This window comes from Microbacterium arborescens, assembly GCF_049707515.1.
GTDB classification, from domain to species: Bacteria; Actinomycetota; Actinomycetes; order Actinomycetales; family Microbacteriaceae; genus Microbacterium; species Microbacterium arborescens_B.
The window spans coordinates 760,891-786,148 of record NZ_JBNAFI010000001.1; the positions used below are offsets into that span (position 1 = coordinate 760,891).

The window sequence follows — 25,258 nt, forward strand, 5'->3', positions numbered from 1 at the left end:
GCGTGCGAGACGCGGCGATCGGGCCTAGGGTGCGGTGGAATCCGCGGGTGGCCGTTCCATCAGCCGCCAGGCCGTTCCATCAGTCGCCAGGTACCGCCGGTCAGTGGCAGGGCGGTGACGACCGTATAGACGACCGCGACGATGCCGAACGACACGAACAGGCCCAGGCCGTCCGCGGCGACGCCGCCGAGGAGGGCCCCGAGCGGAACGCCCGCCCAGGTACCGGCGTTGAGCAGGCCGAACACCCGCCCGCGCATCGAGAGCGGGACCCGCTCGAGCTGGACTGCGCCGAGGATCGGGTTCAGCGCACCGGCCGCGAACCCCGAGACGGCCACCGCAGCGACGAGCACAGGGAACGGCGCCCCGAGGGCGAAGACGGCGCTAGAGGGGCCGCCGGCGATGGTGAAGCACAGGGCGAAGGTCAGGCGGCGCGGCATCCGATGGGCGATGAAGCCGAAGCCGACGTTCCCGACCAGGGCGCAACCGGCCGTGACGGCGACGATGACGGCGAGATCGGCGGCGCCGCCCAGCTCGGCGTCCGCATACAGCGGGAGGAACGCGCTGCTGCGGGCCGCATCCAGAAGGTTCGTGACCAGCACGAGGCCGATGATCAGGCGCATGAGGGGATCGCGCACGACGAAGCGCAGCCCGTCGCGCAGCTCGCGCCAGTACGAGGAACGCGCAACTGCCGCCTCCGGCTCGTCGTCGGCGGGTCGGGCTGCGGTGGCGGGAACCATCCAGCGGGTGACGGTCGCCGAGACGAAGAACGCCCCCGCATTCGCGAGGAGCGCCACCATCGGGCCGAGGAGCGCGACGAGCACCCCGGCGACGGAGGCGCCGATGAGCCTCGAGAGGCGCTCCGACCCGTCGAGTAGGCCGACGCTTCGCTCGATGCGGATGTGCGCCGCCTCGGTGAGCTCGGGCAGCATCACGCGGCGCGCGATCTGACCCGGGGTGTCGAGCACGCCGCTCGCGAAGACCAGCAGCAGCAGGGCCCAGAGGGGGAGTCCCACCGTCAGGGCGAGCGCCGGGATCGCGAGCACCGTGACGCCGCTGATGACATCGGCGATGATGGCGGTTCGGCGCCCGCCGATGCGGTCGATGATCACACCGCCGAACACGCCGCCCACGATCACGGGAGCGGTCGCGGCGAATGCGGCCAGACCGACCTCGATGCCGGACCCGCCGGCGCCCAGAACATAGAACGGGACGGCGAAGGCCGTGATGACGTTGCCGGTCTGCGAAATCGCGTGCGCTGACAGGAGGGCGTACAGAGCCCGGGATGCTGCGCGCCGCGGCGTCGCGCCCGTCGCGCGGGCCGAGGAGCCGGTCGCCGTCACGGTCGGCGGTACGCCTGGTAGACGAGCGTGACCGGTGCCGTGTCGTCGTCCTCGTCGTGCTGCGCGCTGGTCTCCTCCCAGCGCTGCACGAGGGATTCGAGGTCGGACCGCATCGCGGCGAGCTCGTTCGCCGTCAGCCGCAGCGTGCGGTCGCCGGTCGTTCCCGCCGCCACCCACTCGGTCGGAAGGGCGGGCATGGCATCGATGTACTCGCTGTAGCGCGCCGCGTAGATCTGCGCGATCGACTTCTCGAGCGCCGACGAGGCCGCCCGGTGCGCCGGATCGGCGAGATGCTCGACCGGCTCCCAGGTCGTCAGCGCGGATGCGGCCTGCCACCACCTCTCGCGCTGGTCTGCGCTGCGCGGCTCGGCGGGCTCGATGAGGTCGATCGATGCGAGCTTGCTGAGGTGATAGCTGATCGTGCCCGGCGCCTCGTCGACGACATCACCGAGCTGGGCGGCGGTCTGCGGGCCGTTCTCACGAAGGATGCCGAGCAGCCGCAGCCGTGTCGGATGCGCGAGCACGCGCATCGCTGCCGCGGTCTCGAGCCGGGAAGCGGATCGCTCGTCGGAGGTCATGCCCCAACGGTAGATGCACAAGAAGCATTGCGCAACAACTCTTGTGTACCGCTAGCAAAACCGCGACCTGTGAGCCACAGGCCGGTCAGTCGAGGACGCTCCGCACGACGCGGGCGGGCGAGCCGACGGCGACGGATGCCGCGGGCACATCCTTCGTCACGACGGAACCGGCTCCGATCACGGCGTCGTCGCCGATGGTCACACCGGGCAGCACGGTGACGTTCGCCCCGAGCCATACGTTGCGGCCGAGGACGACCGGCGCCGGGATGAGGTCGCCACGGCGGCTCGGATGGATGTCGTGCTGCAGCGTGGCGATGACGGCATTGTGCCCGATGAGGCAGTCGTCTCCGATGGTGATGCCGCCCTGGTCCTGGAAACGGCATCCGGAGTTGATGAACACCCGGCGGCCGAGGCGGATGTTGCGCCCGAAGTCGGCGGTGAAGGGTGGGAAGAGCGTCATCGTCTCATCGACGGCTCGCCCGGTGAGCTGCGCGAGGAGCGATCGCACCCGGTCGGGTTCGACGTACCCGCCGTTGAGCTCTCCGGCGATGCGCAGCGCCCGCTGGCTCGTTTCGTGCATCGCCGCGTGCAGCGGCGATCCGGCCGCAATGGTCTCTCCGGCGTCGAGTGCGGCGAGGAGCGCGTCGAGGCTCACGAGACGCTCGTCGTCGTCGCCGACCAGCTGGCCAGCATCTGCAGGCGCTCGGCGGTGGGCGAGCCGGGTTCGGCGGTGTAGACGAGCAGCGCCAGGCCGTCCTCGGCGGTGACCGACAGCTCCTCGTAGGCGAGGGTGAGCTCGCCCACGACCGGGTGGTGGAACCGTTTCGTGCCACTGCCGTGCGTGCGGACGTCGTGCGCCGACCACAGCCGCGCGAAGGTCTCGCTGCGGGTGGTCAGTTCGCCGACGAGGTCTTGCATCGCCCGGTCGTGGGGGTCTCGGCCCGCTTCGGCGCGCATGATGCCGACGCACATCTGCGCGAACAGTTCCCAGTCGGGGTAGAAGTCGCGTGAGGCGGGGTCGAGGAACTGGAACCGCGCGAGGTTGGGAACCCGCCCGCCGGTGCCGATGACGGGCGAGTAGAACGCGGCGCCGAGCGCGTTGGTCGCGACGAGGTTCTGGTGCCGGTCGCGCACGAACGCGGGGCCACCGGTGATCGCGTCGAGGGTGCGCTGCAGGCCGGGCCGCGGCGGCAGCTGCGGCGTGGCGCGTCGTCGGGGACGGCCCGAGGTCGGTGTGCCGTCGGCGGCGCGGGCCAGGTCGAGAAGGTGCATCCGCTCGGTCTCGTCGAGCATCAGCGCACGGGCGAGCGACTCGAGCACGCCGGCCGACGCGCCGGCGATGTCTCCCCGCTCCAGCTTGGCGTAGTACTCGACGCTGACATCGGCCAGCATCGCGACCTCAGCGCGCCGCAGCCCGCTCACGCGGCGGTTCACGCCGGCCGGCAGGCCCACGTCGGCGGGCGAGAGCCGTGCCCGCCGGGTCATGAGGAACTCGCGCACCTCGGCCTTGTTGTTCATACCGATCACGGTACGGCGCGCGCCACGGGTGAGGCACTCCCTGTCGGTACACCTCTTGCCGGGTTCTGGTCGTGCGGCCGCATCCCGCGTTCACTGGTGCACATCCCGCTCCCCGACCCGGAAGGTCCCTCTCATGGACCTCATCCCCACGCCCCCGACGGTGAAGAACCCGACCGAGTGGTTCACCGGCGACGTCTGGCTCGACCCGGTCGCCGCACCACGGCACGACGAGCAGCGGATGAACGCAGGCCTCGTGCGATTCGCTCCCGGAGCGCGGACCGCGTGGCATTCGCACCCGCTCGGTCAGACCCTGCGGATCGTCGAGGGCACGGCGCTCGTGCAGGCTCGCGGCGGAGCCGTCGTCGAGGTCCACGCCGGTCAGACCGTCTACAGCCCTCCCGGCGAGGAGCACTGGCACGGCGCGGCGCGCGACAGCTTCATGACGCACCTCGCCCTCTGGGAGACGCCGGTCGGCGGCGAGAGCGCGCAGTGGGGCGCGCACGTCACCGACGAGGAGTACCGGGCACGATGACGGAGTCGTCGCTCGTGCGTGCCGATCTCACCGCTCGGCGCTGACCACACCGAGCTCGTACGCCCGGATGACCGCCTGTACGCGGTTCGCCAGGTCGAGCTTCACGAGGATCCGGCCGAAGTGGGCCTTCACCGTCGACTCGCTCAGGTGCAGGGCCGCTGCGATCTCCGCGTTCGTCAGCCCCTGCCCGACGCACCGGAACACCTCCCGTTCCCGCGGCGACAGCGCGTCGAGGGCCTCGGATACCGGAGCGTCCGGGCGTGCTAGATGGGGCATCGCGATGTCGATGAGCTTCGCGGTGATCCGCGGAGACACCACCGCGTCGCCCGTCGTGACGGCCCGCACTGCGGCGACGAGCTCGTCGGGGCGGGTGTTCTTCAGCAGGAAGCCGGCCGCTCCCGCGCGCAGCGCACCGAAGGCGAACTCGTCGAGGTCGTACGTCGTCAGCACGAGGATGCGGGTGCCCGGCAGCGCTGCGGTGAGCTGACGCGTCGCCGCGATTCCATCGACCCCCGGCATCCGCACGTCCATCAGGACGACGTCGGGCCGCAGGCGGTGCGCGGCTCTTACGGCCTCGGCACCGTCGGACGCCTCGCCGACCACGACGATGTCGGGCTGCGCCTCGAGCACGAGCCGCAGCCCGTACCGGATCAGCTCCTGGTCGTCGACGAGCAGCACGGCGATGCGGCCCTCGTGCGTGCCGGGCTGGCTCATCGTTCCTCCGTCGAGAGGCGGACGAACACCCGCCAGCCGCCCCCGGCGACCGGTCCCGCCTCCACCGACCCATCGTAGAAGGCGGCCCGTTCGCGGATGCCGACGAGCCCGCGCCCGGGGGCCGTGGCCGCGGTAGCCGGCGACGACACGTCCTTCACGAGAATCGTCACCTGGGACCGCTCGAAGACCAGGCGCACGAGCACGTCGCGAACGTCGCGGCCGTGCCGCAGAACGTTCGTCAGCGCCTCCTGCACGATCCGGTAGATCGTCAGACTCACCGCCGCACCCTCGGACACGGTGCCGGTCTGTTCCAGCCGAACCGGGATGCCGGCTGAGCGGAACTCCTCGACGAGCGCCGGGATCCGCTCCACCCGTGGCATCTCGGTCGGAGGCGGCGCATCGCTCTCGTCGCGCACCGCGGTCAGCAGTCTCCGCACCTCGCCGAGGGTCCGCCGGCCGGTCTCGCTCACGCGACCGATCGCGCGGTGCGCCTCGTCGGGGCGGGCGTCGACCGAGGCCTGGGCGCCGTCGGCGAGAGCGACCATCACCGCGAGGCTGTGCGCGATGACGTCGTGCATCTCGCGGGCGATGCGTTCGCGCTCAGCCGCCGCCGCGATGCTCGCCTCCTGATCGCGCTCGCGCCGCAGGTGCTCGGCCCGCTCCGCGAGCACCGCGGCCTGCCGCCGCCCGTGTCCGGCGTTGATGCCGAGCAGGGTGGCGATGAGGCATGCGGCGATGACCACGACGGCGATGCTCGCCCAGTCGATCGCCCAGGCTGCGGCATCCTCCCGTCGGGCCAGGCCGAGCAGCGGCGGACCGTAGCGCACCCGCAGCGCGAGCACGAACGACGCCACGATCGCTCCGGCGGTCGCCCACCCGAACCAAAGCCATGCGCGGCGTGCCTCGTCGAGACCGGAGCGGTAGAGCGCGACCACCACGAGCAGGAACTCGGCCCCGGTTCCCACGGCGAACGACAGCGGCATCAATGCGACGACGGCGCCGAAACCGATCGTCGGATGCTGCCGCGAGATGACGATCGCGGCGACCCCGGCGAGACCCAGCAGCACGATCGGCCACAGGGGAGTGGCGATCGTCGATTCGACCGACAGGTACCCGAGGAACGCCGCCACGAGCAGGTAGGAGGTGAGGGTGACGGCATCCGCCACGTCTCGTCGTCGCCGGGACGGGCTCACGCGTCCCTCATCCGTAGCGCCACTGCGCCGATCACCAGTGCCCCCGCAGCCCAGACCGCCGCGATCAGCCAGCCTGCTCCGACGCTCATGTGCCCGCTCCACACATCGAGGAACGGCCCGCCCTCGATACCGACCCGGCCCATGGCGTCGCCGGCATTGCCGAGCAGGCCGAGACGGATGACGCGGGAGAGCAGGCCGAACGGCAGCAGCGAGCTGAGCACCGGCAGCAGCAGTGTCGCGGCGAAGACGACGATCGATCCGGTGGTCGTCGAACGGACGAGGGCTGTCACGCCGAGTCCGAACACCGCGCAGAAGCCGAGGTAGACGGCCGAGCCTACGAGGGCGAGCAAGACTCCCGGTGCGGTGAGGGGCGCGCCCAGACCGAAGCCGTCGTAGATCGGATTCGTCACCGCCCACGCCCCGAACACCGTGACCAGGGCCACCGCGGTGACGGTCGCGAAGGTGACGAGCGTCTTGGCTGCCAGCATCCGCACCCGATGCGGCACCGCCGTGAGCGTCGTCTGCATGGCGCCGGAGGAGTACTCGGCGCCGATCGTCATGACGCCGAAGATACCGGCGATGATCTGTCCGAGCACGACGGTCGGGACCGTCACGTCGGCCATCGTGCGTTCGATGGACGGAACCGAGGGCACGCCGGATGATTCGAGCGTCAGGCCGAGGAAGAGGCTGCCGCCGATTCCGACGGCGAGGATGCCGACCAGTGCGAGAACGGATGACGGCAGGCTCAGGGCCTTGATCCACTCGGAGTGCACCACGGCGGCGAAGGGCGGGCGCTGGGTGCGGGCGTCAGCGCGGTGCGCTTTGGCGGTGAGGGCCATCAGTCGTCCTTCTGGTTTCGGGTCGGTGCGGAGGGGTACTCGGTCGACTGCGCGGTGAGGGCGAGGTAGGCGTCTTCGAGCGAGCCCGACACCGACGTCACCTCGTAGAGCACCACTTCGGCGGCGCCGGCGATGCGCGCGACCTCTTCGGCCCGAAGGTCGGTGATGTCGAGTGCGCCGTCTTCGCGCGCGATGACGGTCACTCCGGGCCGTGCGACCGCCGCGATGAGCCGCTCGGTGTCATGTGTGCGCACCCGGACGACCGGCTGCGTCGCGCCCGCGATGACCTCGCTCATCGGCCCGTCGGCGATGATCGCGCCGCGACCGATGACGATCAGGTGGTCGGCAGTCTGGGCCATCTCGCTCATGACGTGCGAGGAGAGCAGCACCGTGCGGCCCTCGGCGGCGAGCTCGCGCAGCAGGCGACGTATCCACAGGATGCCGTCGGGGTCGAGTCCGTTGATGGGCTCGTCGAGGATGATCGTCTGCGGGTCGCCGAGGAGGGCCGCGGCGATGCCGAGCCGCTGCCCCATGCCGAGCGAGAAGCCACCGACCCGCTTGTTCGCCACGGAGTCGATGCCGGTTCGCTCCATGACCTCCCGCACGCGCGGCGCGCCGATCCGGTGCGTCGCCGCGATGGCGAGCAGGTGCTTGTAGGCGGTGCGGCGCTTGTGCGCGGCGCGCGCGTCGAGGAGGACCCCGACCTCGCGGAGCGGCGCGGGCAGGTCGCGGTATGCGCGGCCGTTGACCTCGGCCGTGCCGGATGTCGGTTTGTCGAGCCCCACGATCATGCGCATGGTGGTCGACTTTCCGGCGCCGTTCGGGCCGAGGAAGCCCGTCACCCGGCCCGGCTCGACGGCGAAGTCGAGGCCGTCGACCGCGACCTTCTGCCCGTACCGTTTCGATAGCGATCGAACGCGAATCATGTGTCACCTTTCGTCCCCATCGACGCTACGAAGGGGCGCGAACTGCCACATCGGACTGCGGTTCGGATCTCGGGGTGCGACCAGTACCTGGGTCTACAGCGACCCGAGCTGCATCGCGCGCTCGAGGGTCAGTTCTGCGAGCTGAGCCACTCCGCGAAGGTGGCGGTGCCCCGTTCGGTGTTGGCGTGTCCACGCAGCCGGCCCGACGCCATCGCGCGGCCGAACGACCCAGGAAGACGCATCTCGATCGTGGTACGGCGCTCGCCGCGGGCATCCAGCAGCGCCCGCACCATGTCGATCAGCAGCTCGTCGCGGGGACCGGTCAGGTCGCGCGCGCGGCCCCGCGGTCTGCCCTCCGCGAGGGTGAGGAGATGCTCGGCCACCTCGCGGGCCGCGACCGGACGTAGACGCGCAGCCGGCACGACCGTGATCGGCCCCATCTTCCCGCGCACGAGCGTCTGCTCGGCGAACTCGTGGAACTGCGCCGCACGCAGGATCGTGTGCGGCAGGGAGCCCCGTTCCACCGCACGCTCGTGCGCGAGCTTGCCGCCGTAGTAGGCGGCATCCACTCCGTCGATCCCGACGATCGAGAGAGCGACGAGGTGCTTCACGCCCGCTGCGGATCCCGCCTGCTGCAGGTTCGCCGACACGCTTTCGAAGAACCGACGCGAGCGGTGCCGCGACAGGGTCTGGATGCCGCTGACATCGACGATCGTCTCGACGCCGTCCAGAACCGAGGCGGGCACGGGGCCGTGCTCGAGGTCGTGGCCGTTGCGGCGCGCGAGCGCCACGACCTCGTGACCCCGGTCGGTCGCGAGGAGATGGACGTGTCGGCCGACGGTGCCGGTCGCTCCGGCGATCGCGATTCTCACGAGGTCAGTATGGCGCGGAAGCCGCGCCGCGGGGGAGGGGTCGCGGTGCGGCCTCGGGGCCGTGCCGCGCGTTACTTGTCGAACCGGGCCCCGGCGGGGTTGCTCGGCAACGCACAGAGCACGAGGACGGCGATACCGCCGATGCCGAACACGAAGCCCAGGAACCAGAACGGACCGGCCAGGTTCGCGTCGTGCAAGCGGCGCCACGAGAGCGAGATCGTCGGGATGAAGGTTGCGAGCTGCCACAGCACCAACAGGAGTGCGCCCACGCCGAGGAGCGGACCGGGCTGATTGCGGCCGGTGATGGGGTCAGTCGTCATCCCCGCGAAGGCGCCGATGAGCATGAATGCGAAGATCGCCGTGACGATGAGCGCATGGGCCAGGTAGAACCACCAGAACTCGCTGCGGCTCGCGCGGCCCGAGAACGTCACGTACTTCCGCCAGAACCGTGCGAACGCCTGGCCGAACGAGGCGCCGTACAGGGGCTGTGACAGCGGAGTGGCACCGGGTGCGGGCGTCCGCGGAGCGGCGGCGTAGGTCACGAGATCCTCCGGTGGGTGGTTCGACTGGCGAGAGAGGTGCGGGCCCATCATGCCGCATGCGCGCGGCTAGCAAGGCTTGACGTCCTCCCCGTCTCGGGTCATGCTGTTGTGGCAAACGCTATCCACGACCGCTCGGAGCCGAGCGACATCACCGGAAGAAGATCGATGAAGATCGCAGCGCGTCACCGCATGAGAAGCCTCGTCACCGTCCTGACGGCGGCGGTGATCGGACTGGCCGGCGGCGCCGTCGCCGCACCGCCCGCTGTCGCCGCCGAAGCACCGCCGCCGCCAGCGCTCGTGCGCACCGTGAGTGACAGCGGGTTCTCGCATCCGGGGGTCGGGTTCACCGGCGACCACCTCGAGAACATGCGGGCGCAGGTGCAGGCGGGCGCCGAGCCGTGGGCCAGCTACTACGAGGCGATGACCGACACCCGCTACGCCGCCCGCGACTTCCGCGCCGAGAACGCGCAGGCCGGATCGGACCTTCCGAAGAACGACGCCTACGCCAGCGCCGGGATGCGCTCGATCGCCCATCGCGACGCCATCGGCGCGATGACGCAGGCGCTGCAGTACTTCGTCACCGGCGACGAGCAGTACCGCGCGAACGCGCTTCACGTCGTCCGGACCTGGAGCAGCCTCGACCCCGCGAAGTACGCCTACTTCTCGGACGCGCACATCCACACGGGCGTACCGCTCTACTACATCCTCATCGCCGCCGAACTGCTGCGAAGCACCGAGCCGGCGTCGGGCACGCTCGACGGCTACGACCTGACGTGGACCGACGTCGACGAGCAGCGCCTCGAGACCAACCTCATCCGCCCCGTGCTCGAGACGTTCCTCTCGTCGAACAACCGGCTGTGGAACCAGCACCTCTACGGCGTGATCGGCATGGTCGCCGCGGCCATCTACCTCGACGACGCCGACCTGTATGCCGAGCGGGTCGAGTGGTTCACCGTCAACGCCGGTTACGAGAGCGAACACGACCTGTTCGGCGGCGACGTCAACGGAGCCCTCGCCGCGATCTTCCGCGAGATCCCCGCGGACGATCCCCGCAACACCACCGGCGCACCCTTCGTGCAGCACATGGAGATGCTGCGCGACCAGGCCCACGGTCAGGGCGACGTCGACCTGCTCATCGCCCTCGCACGCCTCGTCGACAACCAGGGCACCACGCTCGATCCGGATGCCGGCACCGTCTCGGACGCCGCAGACGCGGTGTCGCCCTACCGGTTCCTCGACAACCGCATCCTCCACGGCGCCGACACCTTCTACGCGTTCATGACGGGTGAGGAGGTGCCGTACGTCGCCGCGACGGAGGGCGGCGCGATCTCGCAGGCGTACCGCGGGCGCCTCGTCGACCCGCTGAGCGAGACCTACCTGCAGTACCGGTACCGAGCCGGCGTGGACGTCGCCGCCGAGGCGCCGCACGTCGCCGACTTGTACGAGAACCGCGACGGCCCGATGTTCTACTCGGGACCCACCGTGCAGAACTTCTGGAACGACCGCGGCTCGGACTACACCGGTGCGGAGTACTGGGTGGCGTTCCCCGAGGAGCTCGCCGAGGTGCCGGGTGCCGCCGCCGCGCTGCCCCCGAGTGCCGAGCTCGCCGTCGACACGTTCGGCACGCCGATCGGCGTCGGCGCGCAGCGCGGCCAGGACGGCGATGGACCCGCGTACGTGCGGTTGGATGCCGGCGCCGAGGAGAGCCGTGTCGCGGTGCGGCGCGCGGTGTGGAGCGATCGCACGCAGGCCGCGCCGGTCGGCATCCGGGTCCGCAGCGACGGCACGGCGCGCCTCGATCTGGCGCGATCGGCGATCGAGGCGCCGTTCGCATCCATAACGGTGCCCGACACCCACGGCCAGTGGCGCTACGTGTGGACCGACCTGAACGTCGAGAAGACGAGTGGCCCCGTCGGCGACAACATCGTGATGATCTCGGCCACCGGCTCCGACGCGCAGGTGGACGTCGCATCCGTGCTCGCGCAGGCGTCCGGTGTGCTCTCACCCCCCACGTTCGCCGACGCCGCGGCGCTCGCCGTCGTCACCGTGGCCGGTGAGCCCTGGGCTCGCGACTTCGCCGTCGAGGGCGCCGACGAGCTGACCCTGGAGGACGCGCCGCCGGGTGCTGAGCTGGCCGGTCGCACGGTGACGTGGACGCCCACGCAGACCGGCGACACCGAGATGCTCATCGTGGCCTCGGACAGCACGACCGTCACGGCCCTTCCCGTGACGGTCGCGGTCGCCGCCGATCGGCCGGCCGCGATCGCGCAGACGCTGGCCGGAGTCGGCGAGCCGGCGACCTACACCTCCGAGAGCTGGGCACGGGTCGACGCTGCCCGCACGGCAGCGCTCGAGGGGCAGGATGCCGCGCCCGACGCGTTCGCGGGGCTGCTCGAACAGCTCGCGACGGCGGTGGCGCAGCTGGCTGAGCTCAACCCGCTTCTTCCGGACGGGTCGCTCGACGTCGGTGCCATCGCCACGGCGCCCGCGCTGACGACCGCACAATTGAGGGCGTTGACCGACGGCGACAATCAGAGCCACTGGGGCGACCAGCGCGTCAGCGAGGTCGTGTTCGACCTCGGCCCGTCGTTCCGTGTCCGCGCCGACGCGTTCGGCATTCAGGCCCGCGACGGCTTCGCCAACCGCAGTCAGGGGACGAACGTCTACGGCTCGAACGACGGCGTCACCTGGACCCTGCTGACCGAGAGCCCCAACGCCGGACAGGATGCCGCGATCGAACGCCTCGAGGTCGTCGCCGAGCTGCGCGACGAGCGCTTCCGCTTCGTGAAGCTGCGGGTGGATGAGCCCGGCGTGCCCTCCGACCCCGCCTTCCCGGGGATCTGGAGCATCGCCGAGTTTCGCATCCACGGCGAGCGCATGGAGGCGGTCGGGGTGATGGACACGGTGACCCTGACCTCGCCGAACGGGGCCGCCGGGCGCGTCGTCCCGGGCGACCGCGTCGAGCTCGCGCTCACCGGTCCCGCCGGCAACACGGACGTGCGCGTGTCGATGCTCGGGCAGGGGGCGACGGTCAGCTCGACCGGGCCGGGAGAGTGGATCGCCGCAGTGACGGTGCCCGAGGGGGCGGCTTCGGGCGGGTTCGTGTCGTTCCGGGTCGACTTCGCGACTGCCGCCGGCGTCGCCGCCGACCCGATCGTTGCGACCACGGACGGCTCGTCGCTGTACGTCTCCACCGATGCCGGGTCGCTCGCCGAGGCGCTCCGCGGTGCCGACGTGCTGCGACCAGACGGAGTCGCCGACCCCGTCTGGACGACGCACGCGCTGCGCATGACCGACGGTGATGCCGCGACCCATTCCGACAACCGCCTGAACGCCGGAACCTACGGGCACGTGTGGGACTTCGGTGCCGACACGGAGGTCTCGGTGACGGGCGCCGAGATTCGCGTCCGGCAGGACGGCTACGGCATCTCGCGCATCGCCGATCTGCGCCTGGAAGGCTCTGACGACGGCCAGAACTGGACCCGCCTGACACCGGCTGCACCGGGTAAGACGCTCGCGTGGCAGCAGTGGCCGGTTGCTGACGACACGGCTGACGAGGCGTACCGCTACGTGCGGATCGTCAACGGGCAGATCCTCGGTGTGGCCGAGCTGCGGCTCTTCGGCGACGTTCGGGCGGTGCCGAGCGCGCCGCCCGCGTGGGAGGCCGAGCGCGTCTACGACTCCGGCGACCGGGTGTCGTCGCAGGGCCGGGCGTTCGTCGCGCAGTGGTGGACGCGCGGCGAGGTGCCGGGGGCGACAACGACCGGGTCGTGGATGGAAGAGGGCGAGCCCGCGCCGGCTGCCGGGTCGGAGGTGCGGTCGTGGACGGCATCCTGGGTCTACGACTCCGGCGATGTCGTGACGTTCGCCGGTCGGTCCTGGCGGGCACGATGGTGGACGCGGGGTCAGCAGCCGGGTGACCCTCACGGCCCCTGGGAGCCGGTCGCGGCGGGATGATCGGCGCGAGCGGGTGAGCGTGGGCGCGGCTCTGCTCGCCCGCCGCCGCGACACTCTAGAGTGGACAGCGTTTTCACTCGCGTGCCGGAGGTGTCATGGCGAATCTCGAAAAACCGCCGACGCTGACCGATGTCGCCCGGCTCGCCGGCGTCTCGGTCCCGACCGCCTCGCGCGCGCTGAACGGCGGTGTCCGCGGCACGCAGAGCGGGTCACCCGAACTGCGTCGGCGGGTGCAGGATGCCGCTCGTGCGCTGGGCTACTCGGTGAACTCCGCGGCGCAGGCGATCAAGGACGGGCGTGCGCGCACGGTCGCCCTGCTCGTGAGCGACATCGACGACTTCGGGTCGGCGACGATGATCTCGGGCATCATGCACGCCGCGGAGAAACGCGGTGTCTCGGTGTCGGTGCGTGCGACCCGTGACGATCCACTCCGCGAGCTCGACCTGCTCACCCAGCTGCGCGGCGAGCGGCACCGTGCGGTCATCATCGGCACGAGCCGCACCGCCGACAGTCGGCGCGAGACGGCGCTCGGGGCGCAGCTGAACACGCTCGCCGACGACGGCACCCGCGTGGTCGTCATCGGCGACAGTCGGCTGCCGTTCCCCGCGGTCACCGTCGACAACCGCGAGGCGGCACGGCTGCTGGCCCGCGGGCTCGCCGAGACGGGTCTCCGACGCTTCGCCATCATCTCGGCTCCGGTGAGCGAGATCACCGCGCGCGACCGGGTCGAGGGCTTCCTCCTCGGCCTCGCCGAGCTCGGCAACGCAGTCGATCCCGGCCGCATCATCCATCGGCCGTTCTCGCGTGACGGTGGCTACGAGGCGGTGCGCCGGCTCGAAGACCACCTGGGCGACGTCGAGGTCATCGCCGCCATGAGCGACGCGATGGCGGTCGGAGCCATCGCCCGGCTGCGGGAGGTCGGCATCGAGGCGCCCCGTGACATCGAGGTGGCCGGCTTCGACCACGTCCCGATGCTCGGCGACCTGCTGCCGCGCTTCAGCACCGTCGAGGTGCCGCTCGAGGCCTTCGGCGAGGCGGCGATGTCGCTGGCGTTCGACGACGAGGCGGGTCCGGATGCGGTGATCGCGCTGCGTGCGACGCCGATCGTGCACGGGGTGCCCATCCGCCGCCGCGACTGACAGCTGTACGCGCGGCGACGGACTTTCGTGCAGGGGTTGGCAAACGCTATCCAATCGCGTTATGGTTCCAACACGGCGGACGGGGGTGTCCGACCTGAATCGAGGGAGATCACATGGAACACGCAATGGTGCGCGACCGGGCACAGGCATCGTCGCCCCGCCGCAGCCTCCTCACGGGCATCGGGATCGCGTCCGCGACAGCGCTGCTGCTGACCGGATGCGCGAGCGCCGACACGAGCGCCGGGGGCGAGCGCACGACCATCCGCTTCCTGTACGCCACGGGAGATGAGACCTGGAACAACGTCGTCTCCGAGCTCGTCGAAGACTTCAACGACAAGAGCGAGACCACGACGGTGCAGCTCGACCCGCTGCCCGCCGGAAGCGACTATGCGACCGCCATCAAGACCATGGATGCCACGGGCAACTGGCCCGCCATCGTCGACATGCGCGACACGCTGACCTACATCCAGGCCGGCAAGCTCTCGCCCATCCCCGAATCGGTCACGGAGCTGCTCGAGCCCGACGCCGTGGCGGCCGCCGCGAACGGCGACGTCTACACGGTGCCCAACGGTGCGCTCAACGGCGAGATCGGTATGAACATCGTCTACAACAAGACGTACTTCGAAGACAACGGGCTCACGCCTCCGACCGACTACGCCGAGTTCGAGGACCTGCTGGCCGAGATCGCCGCGAATGGCGACGTGCCGCTGGCGACGGCGGCCGCCGAGGTGTGGCCGAGCGACCAGCTGTGGAAGCAGCTGGCCGCGCCCACCTTCGCCCAATGGGGTCAGGAGGGCGGGTTCTGGACGGCGGCCCAGAACGGCGAGGCCTCGGTCGAGGACCTGCGTGAACCGCTGCAGAAGCTCAAGGACATCACCGACCAGTACGTGCTCGAGGGGTGGCAGTCCACGGCCGACGCACAGACGACGACGCTGCTGGTGAACGACATGGCCGTCATGGCGACGTCGTCGGCCGGCATCGGTCGCCTCAACGACATCGCCAAGGTCGACCCCGAGTTCGAGGCGGGCCTGTTCATCGTTCCGGCCGAGGACGGCTCGATCAACGTGCTGAAGAACGCCGTCAACGGCGACACCGCGACGGGGCTGGCGATCTCGGCCCAGGCGGCCGAGGACGAGGACCAGCTGGCCGGCGCGGTGGAGTTCCTCGAATACTTCTACTCCGTCGATGCCGCCGACCTCATGGAGGCCGCGGGCTGGATTGCGCCGAACATCGTGGCATCCGACGAGATCACCCGGAACAGCTCGATCCCCGGGGCCGCGGACTACTTCGCGCTTCTCGAGAGCCCCGAGCTCGTCTGGTACGAGAACACCTCTCCGCTGGCGAGCTTCAGCGGGTTCAACACCTTCTTCCGCCAGGCCCGCATCGAGATGCAGGACGGCCAGTCGAGCGTCGACGAGACGATCACCAAGGTCCAGGCGGAGTTCGACAAGACGGTCGCCGCAGGCTGACCCGCTGTCCTCCGGGCGGCCGTGCGCCGCCCGGAGGACAGCTCATCCGAGCTGAAAGGAAAGCCCGTGACTGATCAGAGCAGTGCGCAGGGCCAGACGACGGCGGTCGCCGCGGCGGTCCGCCTGAGCGGCCGAGGCCCGCTCGATGACCTCCCCGGGGAAGCACCCGACGACGTCGCGCCCGCGCCGGCGGCCCCGCCGCCCGCCCGCCGCATCCGCCGGTTCCGCGGCGTCCGCTGGGCGATGCTCGGCTTCGTCGCCCCGGCGCTCGTGGTCTACCTGCTGATGGTGGTCATCCCGTCGCTGCAGTCCCTCCAGCTGAGCTTCACCGACTGGGACGGCATCAGTGACGACTACGCCTACGTCGGCGGGCGCAACTACGAGGAGATCGTCTCGAGTGGGCGGTTCTGGAACGCGGTCAAGAACACCCTCCTGCTCGGTCTCGGGTCGGCCGTCATCATCAACGTGATCTCGCTGGCCGTGGCGCTGATGCTCGACAAGCTCGTGCATCTGCAGGGCTTCTTCCGCACGGCGGTCTACCTGCCCTCGCTCGTGAGCGGGTTCATCCTCGCCACGATCTGGAAGTACCTGCTGAACTTCAACTTCGGCTCGGTGAACACCCTGCTGCGCGACGCCGGGATGCCGGAATGGACGCGCGACTGGCTCGGCGACAGCGACATCGTGGTCTGGGTCATCCTGTTCATCGTCTGCTTCACGCTCGGCGGCAACACGACCCTCATCTACCTCGCGAACCTGCAGTCGGTTCCGCCCGACCTCATCGAGGCCGCACGCATTGACGGTGCGACGGGGCGTCAGGTCTTCCGGCACGTGACCTGGCCCATGCTGGCCGGGGCGGTGACGGTCAACATGACCCTCGCGATGATCGCCGGGTGGACGATCTTCGACCAGGTCCTCGTCCTCACCGCCGGCGGCCCCGGCTTCGTCAGCGAGACCATGGCGTTCTTCATCTACAAGGTCGGCTTCGGCGAGTATCGCGCCGGGTTCGGCAGCGCCGCCGCGATCCTGCTGTTCCTCGTGGTGATCGTCAGCACGGTCGCCGCCAACGCCTACATGCGCAAGAGGGAGATCCAGGCATAAGTGCACCCGACCGCATCCGCACCACGGATCGCATCCGCACCACCGACCGCGCCGTGCGCGAGCCGAAGGCCGCCCGAGCGCGCAAACGCTGGAGCCCCGGCGAGATCGTCGTCGTCATCGTGCTCTCGGCGCTCGTGCTGATCGTGGCGAGCCCGGTGCTCTACGCGCTGCTGAACTCGTTCCGCTCGTACTCCGAGATCACGATCGACCCGATGGGGCTGCCCACGAGCTTCAGCTTTGACAACTACGTCCAGCTCTTCCAGCAGACGGACTACGGCGAGGCGCTGCTGAACACCCTCATCATCACGGTGGTGACGGTGATCCTGCTGGTCGCCCTGGTGCCGATGGCCGCCTACGGTATCGAACGGGTCGGCGGGCGCACCTCCCGCATCCTCTACATCGTCTTCATCGCCGGCCTGATGATCCCGTTCCAGGTGCGGATGATCCCGCTCGTGAAGGGCTTCGACGACGTCGGGCTCTACGGCACGCTGACCAGCGTCATCCTGGTGCACCTCGGCGGCGCCGCCTCGTTCGGTGTGCTGCTGTACTGCAGCTTCATCAAGGGCATCCCGATCGAGGTCGAAGAGGCGGCGAACGTCGACGGCGCCGGACGGCTGCGGACCTTCTGGGCGATCGTCTTCCCGATGCTGCTGCCGGTCACCTCGGCGTTCGTGATCATCCAGGCGCTCGGGCTGTGGAACGACTTCTTCATTCCGCTGGTCTTCCTCGACTCGTCGTCGGCAGGGACCATCAACGTCGCCATCAACCGCATGGTGGGCCTGCTGACATCGCAGTGGCAGCTCATCTACACCGGCGCCATCCTCGCGATCGTGCCGTCGGTGGCGATCTTCGCCGCGTTCCAGCGGTACTTCGTCAAGGGCATGTCGATCGGGGCGGTGAAGGGATGACCGCGGTGTCAGGGTTCGGCGCCCGCGTCGCCTCGGCGGTCGCGCACGACGCGCCGCTCTCACGCGCCCTCCTGTTCGTCTGGCACCACTTCGCGGTGTCGGCGCAGTTCATCGCAAGCCTGGTGCCGGCGCTCGCGTTCACCGCGCTCGTCGGATGGCAGCCGACGCACCTCGCCATCGTGCTGGGTGTCGTCTCGCTCGCACCTGCGGGGCCCGGCCTGGCGGCGCTGGCGGCGGTGAGCGATGCCCGTCTCGACACGCGGTCGGACTCGCGGCCGGGGCGCGGGTTCTGGACGGCGTACGCACGCGCCACCCGGGAGCTGTGGTGGTGGTGGCTCACCGCCACCGGAGTCGCGCTGATCCTCGCGTACGACCTCGCGCTGTTCGGCACCTCCGACGCGGTGCTCGTCGGGGTGGTGCTGGCCGCGACCCTGCTGGTGGTCTTCTCGATCGGCCTGTCCGACGGGATCCGCCGGGGTGCGAGCCGGCGACCCGTCGCCGCGCTCGCCGCCGCCGGGACGGCGCTGGTCCGCCGGCCGGTGACCACCGTGACCCGGTTCTTCCTCGTCTGGGCCGTCGCGGCGGCACCGGCCATCCCGCTCATCGGATGGAGCCTGCTGCTGTTCGCGCCCAGCCTGGCGGCATCCGCGGACGCCCTCGTCGCACGGGCGGGGCGGAGATCGCACGCATGACCATCGACGCATCAACCACAGAAGGCCGCATCATCGATTCCCTCGTCGCCCCCGCTCCCGTCTCGCCCGCCCCGATCGCCGCCTCGCCCGACGGGCCCGCAGCCCTGAGCGAGCTGTTCGGCTCGTCCGTGTTCGGCCGCGCGGAGGTCGCCCTTACCGAGCTCTTCACCTCGCGCGAGCAGCGTGCCCGCACCAGCCAGGCGTACGTGCGATCCGCTGTCGGACAGCGGCTGCGCATCACCGACGTGGTGACGGATGCCGCCGGTGGCGATGTCACCGTCGTCACGCAGCGCGACGAGACGACCGGGCTGCTCGTGACCACCACGATGACCCGGGTGCCCGGACGGGCCGCCGCGCGGATCGAGACCAGCGTGACCAACACCTCGGCGGAGCCGGTCGTGCTCACCGCTGTGGTGACCGCCGCTCTCGGCTTCGGACGCGACCAGGACGACCTCGACGGTTTCGCGCTCGGTGTGGCGCGTTCGGAGTGGCTGGCCGAGAACCGGTGGGAGCGCGTTCCGGTGCGCCGGCTGCTCCCGGGCACCGACCTCGCCCTCCACGGTCAGGACGGTCGCGGCCGCGCAGGCTTCACCAGCCACGGCGCCTGGTCGAGCGGCGAATGGGTGCCGGTGGGCTACCTCGTCGACGACGTCACCGGTGAGGCGCTCGCGTGGCAGGTCGAGACGAGCGCGGGCTGGCACGTCGATCTCAGCCAGACCCGCCAGGGCGGCGTGCTCAGCTTGCTCGGCCCCTCCGACCTCGAGCACGGGTTCGGGCACGAGCTCGCCCCGGGCGAGACGTTCGAGGCCGTGCCGGTCGCGCTCGCCGTGGGCGCCCGAGGCGTGGATGACGCCGTCGCCGAGCTGACGGCTCTGCGCCGGTCCACGCGCTTCGCCGACCACGACGAGCCGCTGCCGATCGTCTACAACGACTTCATGAACACCCTCATGGGTCAGCCGTCGACCGAGGCGCTCGAACCGCTCATCGACGCGGCGGCGGAGGCCGGCGCCGAGGTGTTCTGCATCGACGCCGGCTGGTTCGCCGACCCGGCGATCGGCGACTGGTGGGCGACCGTGGGGGAGTGGCGCGAGGCCGACGCGCGGTTCTCGGGCGGCCTGCGGGCGCTGACCCACCGCATCCGCTCGCACGGCATGCGCGTGGGCATCTGGCTCGAGCCCGAGGTCGTGGGCGCCGAGAGCGCCGCCGCCCACGAGCTGCCGGAGGAGGCGTTCTTCCACCGGTTCGGTCAGCGCGTGCGCGAGCACGACCGGTTCCACCTCGACTTCCGGCATCCGGCCGCGCGGGCGCACCTGGATGCCACGATCGATGCGCTCGTCGCCGACCACGACGTCAGCTATCTCAAGCTCGACTACAACATCAACGCCGGCGCCGGCACCGAAGACGACGCTACGACGGCCGCGGCCGGGCTTCTCGCCCACACGCGGGCGCTCCGCGAGTGGCTCGTGCAGGTGCAGCGCCGGCATCCCGGCCTGCAGATCGAGAACTGCAGCTCCGGAGCGATGCGGGCGGACTACGCGCTGCTCTCGGTGACGCACCTGCAGTCGACGAGCGACCAGCAGGACTTCGTGCTCTACCCGCCGATCGCGGCGTCGGCGCCGATGGCGATCGCGCCCGAGCAGTGCGGGAACTGGGCGTATCCCGCCGCCGACATGGATCTCGAGGAGACGGCGTTCACCGTGGTCACGGGGCTGTCGGGGCGCCTGTACCTCTCGGGCTTCCTGCACGAGCTGCGCCAAGACCAGCGTGCCCTCGTGCACGAGGCCGTCCGCGTGCATCGCGGGCTGCGCGAGGGGCTCCGCGAGGTCGAGCCGTTCTGGCCATTGGGGTTGCCGGCGTGGGACGATCCGATCGTGTGCCTCGGGCTGCGATCGCGCGACCACGACGATCTCTTCATCTGGGACCGCGGCGACGCTGCGGCGAGCGTCGTCGTGCCCGAAGTGACGGGCGAGCCGCACCCGCTCTTCCCTGCGTGGAACGGCTGGAACGCCGCGGCGACGCCCGACGGGCTCGCGATACGCACGATCGCCGGGCGCACCGCCCGCGTCATCCGAATCGAGAGGGCTCAGAACCGATGACCGCGAACGACCCGGGAGCGATCGTCCCCGGAACGGTGTTCCACGACGACCGCGGCCGCGTCGCGCAGTTGCACGGCATCGGGGTGCAACGCGTCGGCGACCGCTGGTACGCGTGGGGTGAGGACAAGACGCGCGGCGACCGTTTCACCGCCGTGGCCTGCTACTCGTCGGACGACCTCGCCGAGTGGCGCTTCGAGGGCGATGCGCTCGTCGCGGGCGACGGCGACATCGGCCCCGACCGCATCGTCGAGCGGCCCAAGGCGCTGCAGCATCCCGACGGGCACTGGGTGATGTTGCTGCACATCGACACCCCTGACTACAGCGCCGCGCGGGTCGGTTACGCCGTGGCCGACGCGCCCGCCGGTCCGTACACCTACGTCGGCAGCGAGCGTCCGCTCGGGACGATCAGCCGCGACATCGGGGTGTACCAGGAGGAAGGCGTCGGATACCTGCTGTCGGAAGACCGCGAGAACGGACTGCACATCCACCGGCTGCGCGCGGACTATCTCGCGGTCGAGTCGACCGTGGTGACGCTGCGCCAGGAGCAGCGTCCCGAGATCGGCTACGAGTCGCCGACGCTCGTGCGCCACGAGGGGCTCTACTACCTGTTCGGCTCGGATCTGACGGGGTGGAGCACCAACGACAACAAGTACGCCACCGCCTCCGCGCTCGAGGGGCCGTGGAGCCCCTGGCGGGATTTCGCGCCGCCGGGAACCGCCACGTTCGACTCGCAGGTCAGCGTCGTCATCGACGCGGGCGACGGGCGCTACGTGTACGTCGGCGACCGGTGGCTCAAGGACGACCTCTTCCACTCGCCGGCGGTCTGGCTGCCGCTGCGGATCGCGGACGGCGAGGCGTCGATCGCCTGGACCGACCGGTGGACCCTCGCGGAGCTCGGCGCATGAGGGCACAACTGGTCATGACGCCGCACCTCGCGGATGCCGTCTTCGACGACGAACTGCGCGACCGGCTGCGCGGCGCGGTCGAGGTCGACGTCGACCGGGTCGTGAGCGACCCGCGGGAGCTCGGGGCAGACGAGCTGGCCGCCGTCGACGTGCTGCTCACCGGGTGGGGTGCGGCGCCGATCGACGACCGCCTGCTCGACGCCATGCCGGCGCTCCGCGCCATTGTGCATTGGGGCGGGGGAGTCGGGTTCATCTCGCCGACGGTCGGCACGCGGGGCATCGCGGTGTCGACGGGGCGCGAAGCGAACGCCGTGCCCGTGGCCGAGTGGACCGTGGCGATGATCGTGCTCGCCGCCAAGGACGCTTTCTGGATGTCGCGGCGATACGCCGCTGAACGGCGCGCGCTCGATCGTGAGGAACTGATGCCGCGCTCCGGGCTGTTCCGCACCACGGTCGGCATCGTGGGGGCGTCGAGCGTCGGCCGGGTGGTCATCGAACGGCTGCGATCGTACGACGTCAATGTGCTGCTCTACGACCCGTTCGTCACGCCCGAGGATGCCGCGGCGATGGGGGTCGAGCTCGTGGCCGATCTTGCTGCGCTCGCCGCCCGTGTGACGCTGCTGTCGGTGCACGCACCCGAGACGCCGGCGACCGTCGGGATGATCTCGCGGGCGGTCCTCGCGGCGATGCCCGACGGGGCGACCCTCATCAACACCGCGCGCGGTGCGCTCGTCGATCAGGATTCCCTCGTCGCCGAGCTTCGGGCGGGGCGGCTGCGCGCCGTGCTCGATGTCACCGAGCCCGACGTGCTCGCGCCGGAGCATCCGCTCTTCGACCTTCCGAACGTCTTCTTGACGCCGCATCTCGCCGGTTCCACCGGCGTCGAGCTGCGGCGGCTCGGCGCGTCGGCGGTGGCGGAGGTCGAGCGCTTCGCCCGCGGGATCCCCTTCGCCCATCCGATCGAGCCGTGAGCATGGTCCGGATCGTCAACCCGGTGCTGCCGGGGTTCCACCCCGACCCGTCGATCCTGCGCGTCGGCGACGTCTTCTACCTGGCGACCAGCACGTTCGAGTTTCATCCCGCGGTGCGCATCCACGCCTCGCGCGACCTCGCGAACTGGGAGCTCGTGGGGCACGCCCTCGACGAGGGTTTCGACCTGCGCGGTGTACCCGACTCGGGCGGAGTCTGGGCGCCGAGCCTGTCGTATGCGGACGGGCAGTTCTGGCTCGCGTACTCGATCGTCCGCACGATGGACGGCGACGACAAGGACATCGAGAACTACCTCGTCACCGCGCCGGAGATCACCGGGCCGTGGAGCGAGCCGGTGTACCTCGGATCGCGCGGGTTCGACTTCTCGTTCTTCCACGACGACGACGGCACCCACTGGATCGTCGGGGTGCAGTGGGATCACCGGCCCGATCACCCGAGCTTCAGCGGGCTCGTGCTCGAGCAGTACCTGCCCGACGAGCAGCGGGTGTCGGGCACAGCGCACCTGCTCTACCAGGAGTCCGGGCTGGTCGAGGGGCCGAACCTGTACCGCATCGACGGCTGGTACTACCTGCTGATCGCCGCCGGGGGAACGGGCTGGAACCACGGCATCACCGTGGCTCGTTCGCGCGAACGCCTCGGCCCGTACGAGCGGGATCCGCAGGAGGCGGTGCTCACCACCCGCGACGCGCCCGGTCACCCGCTGCAGAAGGCCGGGCACGGCGAGCTCGTGCAGCTCGCCGACGGCCGGTGGATGCTGGCGCACCTCGCCGCCCGTCCGGTGCTGCACCTGGGGGAGCGGTACTCCACGCTGGGGCGGGAGACGTGCCTGCAGGCCGTCGAGTTCGACGAGGCCGGGTGGCTGCGCCTGAGAGGCGGCTGGCACGCGGCCGAGACGGTCGAGATCGACGGTCTCGCGGAGCGCCCGGTCGAGGTCGCGCCGGCCCGTGACGACTTCGATGCCGACGAGCTCGACCGGCGCTCGTGGGCGACGCTGCGCGCGGCGCTGCCGACAGGTGTCGCCGATCTGCGGGCGCGGCCGGGGTGGCTGCGGCTGCGCGGTGGTGCGTCTGCGGCATCCGTGTTCGATCAGTCGATGATCCTGCGTCGCGTGACCGAGCATCGCACGACCGTGAGCTGCCGGATCGATGCCGAGCCGACCAGCTCGCGGCAGGCGGCGGGGCTCGTGCTCTGGTACGACCGGCGTGGCTGGATCTGGTTGCAGGTCACGCGGGATGCCGAGAACGGCCGGCACGTGCGGGTCGTCTGGCGCGACGGGGACCGCACCGTGGCAGGTGCGCCCGTCGAGGTGCCTTCCGGGGTCTTGGACCTCGAGGCGGACCTCGACGGTGCGTATGTCGAGTTCGCGGTCACGGGAACCGACGGCCGGCGCGTCGCTGTGCCTGGTCGCTTCGACCTGTGGCGGCTCTCGGACGACCACGGCCCGCGATTGCGGTTCACGGGGTTGTTCGCCGGGGTACGGGTGGACGACCTCGACGCGCGGCAGTGGTGCGCGGACTTCGACTACGTCGACGTCGCGTCGTAGGTAGGTGAACCGGCGCCCGACGAGCGCCCTTTCTGCGAGATGAGCGTCACCGCTTGGCCTCGGTTGCCGCTAGTGCCGCCTTGGTACCGACGCGAGTTCCCCACAGCATGACGATGATCATGAGCGCCGCGCCCACGAGCACCACGATCCCGAGGGCTGCGGGCGGCATCGGGACGAGGGCGACGACGCCGATTGCGACGGACAGATAGCCGGTGGTGAGTGTCGCGCGCTTCGACCGCACGTGGGCGGCCAGCCAGGCTTCGTCGCTGGCTATCGTGCGGGGTGTTCGAATGCCGGCGAGGGAGTTCCGCTTGAGCCTGCCGGATGCCGCGCCCCGCGCCATCCAGATCAGCGGAGCACACGAGCCGGCCATCGTGACGAACAGGACGATGCGGGGGAGGATCTCGGGTTCCATCCCTTCGACCATGTCGATCGCGGCTCGGCGTGCACCGCCCGGCGCCGGACCGGTTTGCTCTTGGTGAAGACTGGCTGGCGAGCAAAGGCGTAGGGAGGAGCGGGCCGTGACGTACAGGGCGAAGCTGGAGAGGGCACTCAGCGAGGTGTTCGGGGTCGAGCGCCCCGACGACGACGGCTTCTTTCTCCGCCGCGCCGCAGGATCACCCGTCCGCGTGATCGCCGCCGAACGGGACGTGGAGGCAAGGGCGCAGACGATTGCCCCGGACGCGCTGCTCGCGTTGGGCGTGATCGACGATGATCCCTCCGGAATGATGGCGGCGGCCGGCCTGCTGGCGATCCATGTCGAAGAACTGGTGGCTTCGCAGCCGGCCCTATCCGTTGTGCGGATCACGCGAAGCGGCGTGCATGGTGAGCACGGCTCGCTCGACGCGGGTGCGGGGTAGAGCCTTCGCGGGACCTCGGTGCCGTCTCCCGAACAGACGAGAGCCCCGGCGTCCGCGCTGAGGATGCGGATGCCGGGGCTGTCGAAGACTGCGTGTGTCAGGCGGCGCGGACGCCGAGCGCGAAGCTGATCGCGCCTTCGCCGTCGACCTGGGCGTCGAGTACGCGGTCGTCGAGCGCAATAGCTGCGGCGGGGTCGACGAAGATGCGAGCACCGTCGGCTTCGACCACTGCGTCCTCGGCCTCCGGCGCCTCGGCGAGCGAGAGCGAGAAGCCGGTCTCGGGGGAGCCGGTGTCGGCGATGCGGATGCCGCCAGTGTCGGCGGGGATCTGAGCGGTGATGTTCTTCACCGCGGTGGCGGCGTTCTCGGTGAGCGTGAGCATGAAGCTCTCCTTCCGTGGATTGCTGCGGAGCCCGCCACGATTCCGAGAATCGGAGCCGGATGCAAACGACAGCGGCGACTCCCAGGGGATTCGGAAGTTGGGCACTGATGCGGGAAGGCTCGCGATCCGACGGGCGCTCGTCGTAGAGCGGGCAAGGGGCGGGAG

24 protein-coding genes are annotated in these 25,258 nt (G+C 70.6%); 12 read left to right on the forward strand and 12 right to left on the reverse strand.

Features of this window, described 5'->3' with window-relative positions:
- Nucleotides 1-59: 59 nt before the first annotated feature.
- The 4 genes from ACPYN5_RS03445 to ACPYN5_RS03460 all read right to left on the reverse strand — a co-directional run bounded on the left by ACPYN5_RS03445 (nt 60) and on the right by ACPYN5_RS03460 (nt 3,436).
- Nucleotides 60-1,340: an MFS transporter gene (locus ACPYN5_RS03445; protein WP_424447571.1), complete on the reverse strand. Its 1,281-nt coding sequence runs from the start codon at nt 1,338-1,340 to the stop codon at nt 60-62.
- Nucleotides 1,337-1,918, reverse strand: coding sequence for a helix-turn-helix domain-containing protein (locus tag ACPYN5_RS03450; protein ID WP_424447572.1), 582 nt, complete (start codon nt 1,916-1,918; stop codon nt 1,337-1,339). Before ACPYN5_RS03450 ends, ACPYN5_RS03445 begins: the two co-directional genes overlap by 4 nt.
- Nucleotides 1,919-2,003: 85 nt before the next feature.
- Nucleotides 2,004-2,573 carry a sugar O-acetyltransferase gene (locus tag ACPYN5_RS03455; protein ID WP_424447573.1) on the reverse strand — a complete coding sequence of 190 codons (570 nt, stop codon included), beginning with the start codon at nt 2,571-2,573 and terminating at the stop codon, nt 2,004-2,006.
- Nucleotides 2,570-3,436 (reverse strand): helix-turn-helix transcriptional regulator, encoded by an 867-nt coding sequence (locus ACPYN5_RS03460; protein ID WP_424447574.1) that lies wholly within the window; start codon nt 3,434-3,436, stop codon nt 2,570-2,572. Before ACPYN5_RS03460 ends, ACPYN5_RS03455 begins: the two co-directional genes overlap by 4 nt.
- Before the next feature lie 133 nt (nt 3,437-3,569).
- Here ACPYN5_RS03460 and ACPYN5_RS03465 point away from each other — a divergent pair, with 133 nt between their 5' ends.
- Nucleotides 3,570-3,968: a (R)-mandelonitrile lyase gene (locus ACPYN5_RS03465; protein ID WP_424447575.1), complete on the forward strand. Its 399-nt coding sequence runs from the start codon at nt 3,570-3,572 to the stop codon at nt 3,966-3,968.
- A gap of 27 nt (nt 3,969-3,995) precedes the next feature.
- Here the strand turns inward: ACPYN5_RS03465 and ACPYN5_RS03470 are convergent, their stop codons facing one another.
- From ACPYN5_RS03470 to ACPYN5_RS03495, 6 genes are all read right to left on the reverse strand, one after another.
- Complete coding sequence (locus tag ACPYN5_RS03470) at nt 3,996-4,682, reverse strand: response regulator (protein WP_424447576.1); 687 nt, start codon at nt 4,680-4,682, stop codon at nt 3,996-3,998.
- Nucleotides 4,679-5,875 carry a sensor histidine kinase gene (locus ACPYN5_RS03475; protein WP_424447577.1) on the reverse strand — a complete coding sequence of 399 codons (1,197 nt, stop codon included), beginning with the start codon at nt 5,873-5,875 and terminating at the stop codon, nt 4,679-4,681. Before ACPYN5_RS03475 ends, ACPYN5_RS03470 begins: the two co-directional genes overlap by 4 nt.
- A complete protein-coding gene (locus ACPYN5_RS03480; RefSeq protein WP_424447578.1) occupies nt 5,872-6,714 on the reverse strand; it encodes a hypothetical protein in 843 nt (280 codons plus the stop codon). The genes ACPYN5_RS03475 and ACPYN5_RS03480 overlap by 4 nt, the downstream gene beginning before the upstream one ends.
- Nucleotides 6,714-7,640 carry an ABC transporter ATP-binding protein gene (locus ACPYN5_RS03485; RefSeq protein WP_424447579.1) on the reverse strand — a complete coding sequence of 309 codons (927 nt, stop codon included), beginning with the start codon at nt 7,638-7,640 and terminating at the stop codon, nt 6,714-6,716. The genes ACPYN5_RS03480 and ACPYN5_RS03485 overlap by 1 nt, the downstream gene beginning before the upstream one ends.
- 128 nt (nt 7,641-7,768) lie before the next feature.
- Nucleotides 7,769-8,512 carry an SDR family oxidoreductase gene (locus ACPYN5_RS03490; protein ID WP_424447580.1) on the reverse strand — a complete coding sequence of 248 codons (744 nt, stop codon included), beginning with the start codon at nt 8,510-8,512 and terminating at the stop codon, nt 7,769-7,771.
- 71 nt (nt 8,513-8,583) lie between these two features.
- Nucleotides 8,584-9,054, reverse strand: coding sequence for a DUF805 domain-containing protein (locus ACPYN5_RS03495; protein WP_424447581.1), 471 nt, complete (start codon nt 9,052-9,054; stop codon nt 8,584-8,586).
- A gap of 165 nt (nt 9,055-9,219) precedes the next feature.
- Between ACPYN5_RS03495 and ACPYN5_RS03500 the strand changes: the two genes are divergently transcribed.
- The 10 genes from ACPYN5_RS03500 (at nt 9,220) to ACPYN5_RS03545 (ending at nt 23,851) form a co-directional block, all read left to right on the forward strand.
- Nucleotides 9,220-13,011: a carbohydrate-binding protein gene (locus tag ACPYN5_RS03500; protein WP_424447582.1), complete on the forward strand. Its 3,792-nt coding sequence runs from the start codon at nt 9,220-9,222 to the stop codon at nt 13,009-13,011.
- A gap of 95 nt (nt 13,012-13,106) precedes the next feature.
- The gene (locus ACPYN5_RS03505; protein ID WP_424447583.1) at nt 13,107-14,150 is read left to right on the forward strand and encodes a LacI family DNA-binding transcriptional regulator; all 1,044 of its coding nucleotides are present in this window, start codon (nt 13,107-13,109) and stop codon (nt 14,148-14,150) included.
- A gap of 113 nt (nt 14,151-14,263) precedes the next feature.
- The gene (locus tag ACPYN5_RS03510; RefSeq protein ID WP_424447584.1) at nt 14,264-15,619 is read left to right on the forward strand and encodes an ABC transporter substrate-binding protein; all 1,356 of its coding nucleotides are present in this window, start codon (nt 14,264-14,266) and stop codon (nt 15,617-15,619) included.
- 66 nt (nt 15,620-15,685) lie between these two features.
- Nucleotides 15,686-16,717, forward strand: coding sequence for a carbohydrate ABC transporter permease (locus ACPYN5_RS03515; protein ID WP_424447585.1), 1,032 nt, complete (start codon nt 15,686-15,688; stop codon nt 16,715-16,717).
- 53 nt (nt 16,718-16,770) lie between these two features.
- A complete protein-coding gene (locus tag ACPYN5_RS03520) occupies nt 16,771-17,625 on the forward strand; it encodes a carbohydrate ABC transporter permease (protein WP_424447586.1) in 855 nt (284 codons plus the stop codon).
- Nucleotides 17,622-18,317, forward strand: a complete 696-nt coding sequence (locus ACPYN5_RS03525) for a hypothetical protein (protein ID WP_424447587.1) — start codon at nt 17,622-17,624, stop codon at nt 18,315-18,317. The genes ACPYN5_RS03520 and ACPYN5_RS03525 overlap by 4 nt, the downstream gene beginning before the upstream one ends.
- Nucleotides 18,314-20,413 (forward strand): glycoside hydrolase family 36 protein, encoded by a 2,100-nt coding sequence (locus ACPYN5_RS03530; protein WP_424447588.1) that lies wholly within the window; start codon nt 18,314-18,316, stop codon nt 20,411-20,413. The genes ACPYN5_RS03525 and ACPYN5_RS03530 overlap by 4 nt, the downstream gene beginning before the upstream one ends.
- A complete protein-coding gene (locus ACPYN5_RS03535; RefSeq protein WP_424447589.1) occupies nt 20,410-21,318 on the forward strand; it encodes a family 43 glycosylhydrolase in 909 nt (302 codons plus the stop codon). Before ACPYN5_RS03530 ends, ACPYN5_RS03535 begins: the two co-directional genes overlap by 4 nt.
- Nucleotides 21,315-22,289 carry a hydroxyacid dehydrogenase gene (locus ACPYN5_RS03540; protein ID WP_424447590.1) on the forward strand — a complete coding sequence of 325 codons (975 nt, stop codon included), beginning with the start codon at nt 21,315-21,317 and terminating at the stop codon, nt 22,287-22,289. The genes ACPYN5_RS03535 and ACPYN5_RS03540 overlap by 4 nt, the downstream gene beginning before the upstream one ends.
- Before the next feature lie 2 nt (nt 22,290-22,291).
- Complete coding sequence (locus ACPYN5_RS03545) at nt 22,292-23,851, forward strand: glycoside hydrolase family 43 protein (protein WP_424447685.1); 1,560 nt, start codon at nt 22,292-22,294, stop codon at nt 23,849-23,851.
- A gap of 46 nt (nt 23,852-23,897) precedes the next feature.
- Here ACPYN5_RS03545 and ACPYN5_RS03550 read toward each other — a convergent pair whose 3' ends face one another.
- Entirely contained in the window at nt 23,898-24,266 is a 369-nt protein-coding gene (locus ACPYN5_RS03550; protein ID WP_424447591.1) for an SdpI family protein, read from the reverse strand.
- Between the two features lie 106 nt (nt 24,267-24,372).
- On the opposite strand from ACPYN5_RS03550, the gene ACPYN5_RS03555 reads away from it, so the two are divergent.
- On the forward strand, nt 24,373-24,711 hold the full coding sequence (locus ACPYN5_RS03555) for a hypothetical protein (RefSeq protein WP_424447592.1): 339 nt from the start codon (nt 24,373-24,375) through the stop codon (nt 24,709-24,711).
- 97 nt (nt 24,712-24,808) lie between these two features.
- Here ACPYN5_RS03555 and ACPYN5_RS03560 read toward each other — a convergent pair whose 3' ends face one another.
- Nucleotides 24,809-25,093, reverse strand: a complete 285-nt coding sequence (locus ACPYN5_RS03560; protein ID WP_424447593.1) for a HesB/IscA family protein — start codon at nt 25,091-25,093, stop codon at nt 24,809-24,811.
- Nucleotides 25,094-25,258 lie beyond the last annotated feature (165 nt).